Annotated in this window: 7 protein-coding genes; 5 read left to right on the top strand and 2 right to left on the bottom strand. The window is 69.8% G+C overall.

Features of this window, described 5'->3' with window-relative positions:
- Nucleotides 1-382: 382 nt before the first annotated feature.
- Complete coding sequence (locus tag G6017_RS12830; protein ID WP_259847920.1) at nt 383-1,729, bottom strand: lipase family protein; 1,347 nt, start codon at nt 1,727-1,729, stop codon at nt 383-385.
- Nucleotides 1,730-1,831: 102 nt separating this feature from the next.
- Between G6017_RS12830 and G6017_RS12825 the strand changes: the two genes are divergently transcribed.
- Nucleotides 1,832-2,533: an O-methyltransferase gene (locus G6017_RS12825; protein ID WP_179523758.1), complete on the top strand. Its 702-nt coding sequence runs from the start codon at nt 1,832-1,834 to the stop codon at nt 2,531-2,533.
- Between the two features lie 22 nt (nt 2,534-2,555).
- Here the strand turns inward: G6017_RS12825 and G6017_RS12820 are convergent, their stop codons facing one another.
- Nucleotides 2,556-2,831: a WhiB family transcriptional regulator gene (locus tag G6017_RS12820; protein WP_241730769.1), complete on the bottom strand. Its 276-nt coding sequence runs from the start codon at nt 2,829-2,831 to the stop codon at nt 2,556-2,558.
- Between the two features lie 152 nt (nt 2,832-2,983).
- Between G6017_RS12820 and G6017_RS12815 the strand changes: the two genes are divergently transcribed.
- The 4 genes from G6017_RS12815 to G6017_RS17455 form a co-directional block, all read left to right on the top strand.
- Nucleotides 2,984-3,607 carry a response regulator transcription factor gene (locus G6017_RS12815; RefSeq protein WP_182609600.1) on the top strand — a complete coding sequence of 208 codons (624 nt, stop codon included), beginning with the start codon at nt 2,984-2,986 and terminating at the stop codon, nt 3,605-3,607.
- A gap of 72 nt (nt 3,608-3,679) precedes the next feature.
- On the top strand, nt 3,680-3,967 hold the full coding sequence (locus G6017_RS12810; protein WP_095718749.1) for a metal-sensitive transcriptional regulator: 288 nt from the start codon (nt 3,680-3,682) through the stop codon (nt 3,965-3,967).
- Between the two features lie 53 nt (nt 3,968-4,020).
- On the top strand, nt 4,021-4,236 hold the full coding sequence (locus G6017_RS12805) for a heavy-metal-associated domain-containing protein (protein WP_182617688.1): 216 nt from the start codon (nt 4,021-4,023) through the stop codon (nt 4,234-4,236).
- Nucleotides 4,237-4,247: 11 nt separating this feature from the next.
- Nucleotides 4,248-4,364 (top strand): cation transporter (locus G6017_RS17455; protein ID WP_182609602.1); only part of this gene is annotated, 117 nt, incomplete at its 3' end.

Genomic DNA, 4,364 nt, shown 5'->3' with positions numbered 1-4,364 from the left:
GCGGCCGCGGTGCTCGTGGCGGACGCGGTGGCCGCGGCGGACGCGGTGGCCGCGGCACCAGGGGTGTCGCTCGGGTCGGAGCTGCTCGCAGAGTCGGTCTGGTGGGCCACCCAAGCGATTCTACAAGGAAGTTGCGCAATCTACTTGCGAGACCGAGACCAAGACCGAGACCGAAACCCAGGCCAAGGCCGCGACCGAGCCCGAGGCCCAGGCCGCCACCGAGCCACGCGTCGTCGACTGCGTCATACCCGGCGCACCCCAACGAGAAGAGCGTTCCGAGCACCTGCTTCTCGGCGGATGTGTTCGGAACGCTCTTCCCGATGAAGGGGGGCGCAGGCCAGCGCGACCCGGCAGGACGCGCGTAGCCGCGGGGGTCGTCGACTCAGTACGTCCCGCAGTTGACCGGGGCCGGCAGGCCGTCGATCCGGTCGGCCAGGTACTGCACCGTCCCTCCGAGGCCGGAGAGCATCGGCACCGCGTGATTGATGACCAGCCCGGTGGCCACCGGCGGGGTGTGGTCGATCACCATCTCGACGGCCGCACCCTGCGCGCACCAGTCGCGGCCGAGTCGCTGTGACTGGTGACCGGGCACCACGTCGTCGTTCACGGGGGACAGGATCCGCACCGGCGTGGTGGGCGACAGGCGGCCGATGCGTTGGCGCTCCAGGTAGTCCATGATGGCCGGATCCTGCCTGGCGATCTCCCCGGCGGACTGGCCGGACCGCGTGAAGTTGTTGGTGCGCTGCTGGAAGAACTGGATGGCGGTCTCGCCGATGCACTGGTCGGAGGTGGCGGCGAGCATCGCCCGGCCGTGGTCGTTGAGATAGGCGTCGAGGAGCGGGTCCATCTCCGGGTAGGCGTCGACCAGACTGTTGAGCGAGTACCCGATCACGCCGGCGATCGCCGACCCGTCTGCCCTCTCGAGAGTGGCCAGGAGGTCGGCGGGCGGCGATCCGGCGGCGGTGCCGACGAGGTTCACCTCGGCCGCGTACCGCGGATGCAGTTCGGCGGCTGCGGCCACAGCGCCGCCGCCCTGCGAGTACCCGGAGAACACGGTGCGCGGCGAGGGTCCGATGTCCGCACCAGGGATCCGCGGCGCGGCACGGGCGATGTCCAACACGGCACGGGCCGAGGACTCGCGGTGGACGTACGGGTGGATGCCGGGCGTGCCCAGCCCCTCGTAGTCGGTCATCGCGACCGCGTAGCCGCGGGCCAGCAACGCGTAGGCCTGGATGAGTTCGTAGCCGAAGCCCACGCCGGGCGGGTCCGTGCGGACGGTGGCCAGGTTCTGGAAGGTCTTCGACGGCGCGCAGTGGTCGGCCTGACCCTGGGTGCCCGGTGCGAGCACTGCGAGCGGCCGCGTCCCCGGGCCGGTCCACGGCGCGCGGGGCTGGAGGTACGTCCCCGTCACGGCGATTGGCTGGTTTCTCGACCCCGCGGAGGTGTACATGATGCGCTGGGCATCGGTCGAGATCGGGCCCGCGCCGTCCGAGACGAACTCCGCCCCGGGGATCGGTGGGATGGCGCCGGCGAGTGGGAACGACTCGGTCTTGACGAGTGCTCCCGCGCCTGCGGGCAGCTGGGCGGGCGGTTGATAGAACGCGGGAGCAGGGTCGTTGGACGAGCCCTGGGCTGCGGCGACCGGGGCGAGCGCGGCCCCGCCCCCGATGGTGGTCGCCAGAGCGGTGGCGAGTGCGGCAGCGCGCAGCGCGGTTCGACGAAGTAACACGGTCCCCCCGGACTTAATGTGTCGTGAATCACTGATGAGCGGAGTCTAAGTCGCCGCCCTCCCGCGTGGGTCGGGCACCCTCCCGGAGCTACCGTCGTAGCCATGACCGAGCACCCGCCCGCCACGCCCGACACCACTGACCATGAGCCCGGATGGGCGGAGGTCGACGCATTCCTCGACGAGGCGATGGGGCTCGAGGACCAAGTGTTGCGGGATGTGCGTGAGGCCACCGCGGCGGCGGACCTGCCCCCGATCGAGGTCTCCGCCGCCCAGGCGCGGTTCCTCGCGCTGCTCTGCCGGATGATCGGCGCGCGCCGCGTCCTGGAGTTCGGGACTCTCGGCGGGTACAGCGCGGCCAGCGTCGCCCGCGCCCTGGGGGACGACGGCGAGGTGGTCACTTTGGAGATCGACCCGCGGCATGCCGAGGTGGCGCGCGCAAACTTCAGACGGGCCGGGGTGGCCGATCGCGTGGAGGTACTCGTGGGCCCGGCCTCGGAGTCGGCGCGGGCGCTGATCGACACGGGTACCGAGCCGTTCGACATGGTGTTCATCGACGCCGACAAGCCCGGCAATCCGGGCTACGTCGAGCTCGCGTTGCAGTTGACCCGCCCGGGCAGCGTGATCGTAGTGGACAACGTCGTGCGCCACGGCGCGGTCGCGGACGCGGGCTCCGACGATCCCGGGGTGCTCGGCAGCCGCGAGGTGCTGACGCTGCTCGGCGGTCATCCGCGACTGGACGCGACCGCCCTGCAGACGGTGGGCGCCAAGGGCTGGGATGGCTTCGCGGTGGCTCGCGTCCGCTGAAGTCGGCGTTGCGGGCCGCAGGTCAGCCGGTGCGCAACCGGCCCGCCGCCTTGTGTCGTTCCAGCTCGGTCATGCCGCCCCAGACGCCGTAGAGCTCCCGCTCCTCGATGGCGTACCGACGGCACTGGTCGAGCACCGGGCACTGCCGGCAGAGCTGCTTGGCGAGTTCCTCGTTCTTCCGCCTCGTGCCCTTGAGGTCGTGGTCGTCGTTGTAGAACAGGTCCTGGTGGCCGACGCAGTTGCCGCGGTCAGCCCATGCCCATCGATCGTCCACTGCGGTCGAGGCGGCCTCAGCCAAATGATCATCCCACTTCCCGGGTCGGCGACGAGTCGAAAGACCGTGCGCGGAACAACGTCCCATCATCCGTTGTATGAAAGCGGGCGGACTACACCCCCAGGGGTGTGATCGCCGTATCGGGGCATCCGAGGGTTCGTTGCTAAGGTCTGTCCATGCCGGTCAGGGTGACTGTGATCAACGACTACCTCGTCGTCGTAGCCGGGGTGAACGCCATACTCTCGGAGTACGCCGACCGCATCGAGGTCGTGGAGAAGCGCACGGTCTCCAAGGGGGCGGCTCCGGTGGACGTGGCCCTGTACGACACGTTCGCCGCGCCGGTGGGAAAGCACGCCCGCCTGGCTGCGCTATGTCAGGACCCGTCGATCGCTGCGGTCGCGGTCTACTCCTTCGCCGCTGACCGCGCTGCTGTCGAGGACAGTCTGGCGTTGGGGGCGAACGGTTTCCTCTCCAAGTCCCTGTCCGCTCCGGAGCTGGTCCGGGGGATTGAGGAGATCGCGGCGGGTCGCATCGTGACGATGGTGGGGCCGGGGCTGTCCGCCACGGGGGCCAACGACTGGCCCGCCAAGGAGGCCGGCCTCTCCGCCCGCGAAGCCGAGATGGTGGGCCTGATCGTGCAGGGTATGTCGAATCATGACATCGCCGACCGGTGCTACCTGTCGGCGAACACGGTCAAGACCTACATCCGTGCTGCCTACCGGAAAATGGGTGTGACCACGCGTGCCCAGGCGGTGGCCTGGGGTATCGAACACGGCCTGAAGCCCGACCGCCAGGCCTGAGCCGCGGGCGTCCCGGGGTTCGGGGCGTCGCGGGCCTTGAAATAGGTACCCTAGGGGGGTACCGTATCTCGCATGGCCGAGCACGGATACACCCCGAACAAGGACGACCACCTCAAGCGGCTGCGCCGCATCGAGGGTCAGGCCCGCGGTCTGCAGAAGATGGTCGAGGAGGACAAGTACTGCATCGACATCCTCACGCAGGTCTCCGCCATGACCCGGGCGCTGCAGTCGCTCTCGCTCAACCTGCTCGAGGAGCACCTGGGCCACTGCGTGGCCGGCGCGATCGAGCACGGTGGCCCGGAGGCGCAGGCCAAGCTCGCCGAGGCCAATGCGGCCATCGCGCGCCTGGTCAAGTCGTAGTCCGCTCCACCGAGCCGCCCTCCACCCGTCTGCAACCATCAGAGGAGAACCCCATGTCCGACACCGCCACCTTCACCGTCTCCGGAATGACCTGCGGCCACTGCGTCGCCTCCGTGAAGGAGGAGGTCTCGGAGATCCCCGGCGTCCAGTCGGTCGAGGTCGACCTGGAGTCGGGCCGCCTCGTCGTCGTCGCCCCCGATCCCGTCGACCCCGCCCTCGTCCGCGCCGCCGTGGACGAGGCCGGGTACACACTCGACGCCGCGGAATGAGGGAGGACGCCATGACAGGCACCGATATCGCCGGCGGACCGGCGACCACCGTCGTCGACCTCCAGATCGAGGGCATGACCTGCGCCTCGTGCGCCAACCGGATCGAGCGCAAGCTCAACAAGCTCGAC

It is taken from the genome of Dietzia sp. B44, assembly GCF_014145245.1.
Classification (GTDB): domain Bacteria; phylum Actinomycetota; class Actinomycetes; order Mycobacteriales; family Mycobacteriaceae; genus Dietzia; species Dietzia natronolimnaea.
Note: the sequence above shows the minus strand (reverse complement) of the source record. Positions and strands in the feature narration are given on the sequence as shown.

Excerpts from the sequence above, each read along its gene's own strand:
- G6017_RS12825 (WP_179523758.1), top strand. The coding sequence starts at position 1,832 with ATGACCGAGCACCCGCCCGCCACGCCCGACACCACTGACCATGAGCCC.
- G6017_RS12810 (WP_095718749.1), top strand. The coding sequence starts at position 3,680 with ATGGCCGAGCACGGATACACCCCGAACAAGGACGACCACCTCAAGCGG.
- G6017_RS12805 (WP_182617688.1), top strand. The coding sequence starts at position 4,021 with ATGTCCGACACCGCCACCTTCACCGTCTCCGGAATGACCTGCGGCCAC.
- G6017_RS12815 (WP_182609600.1), top strand. The coding sequence starts at position 2,984 with ATGCCGGTCAGGGTGACTGTGATCAACGACTACCTCGTCGTCGTAGCC.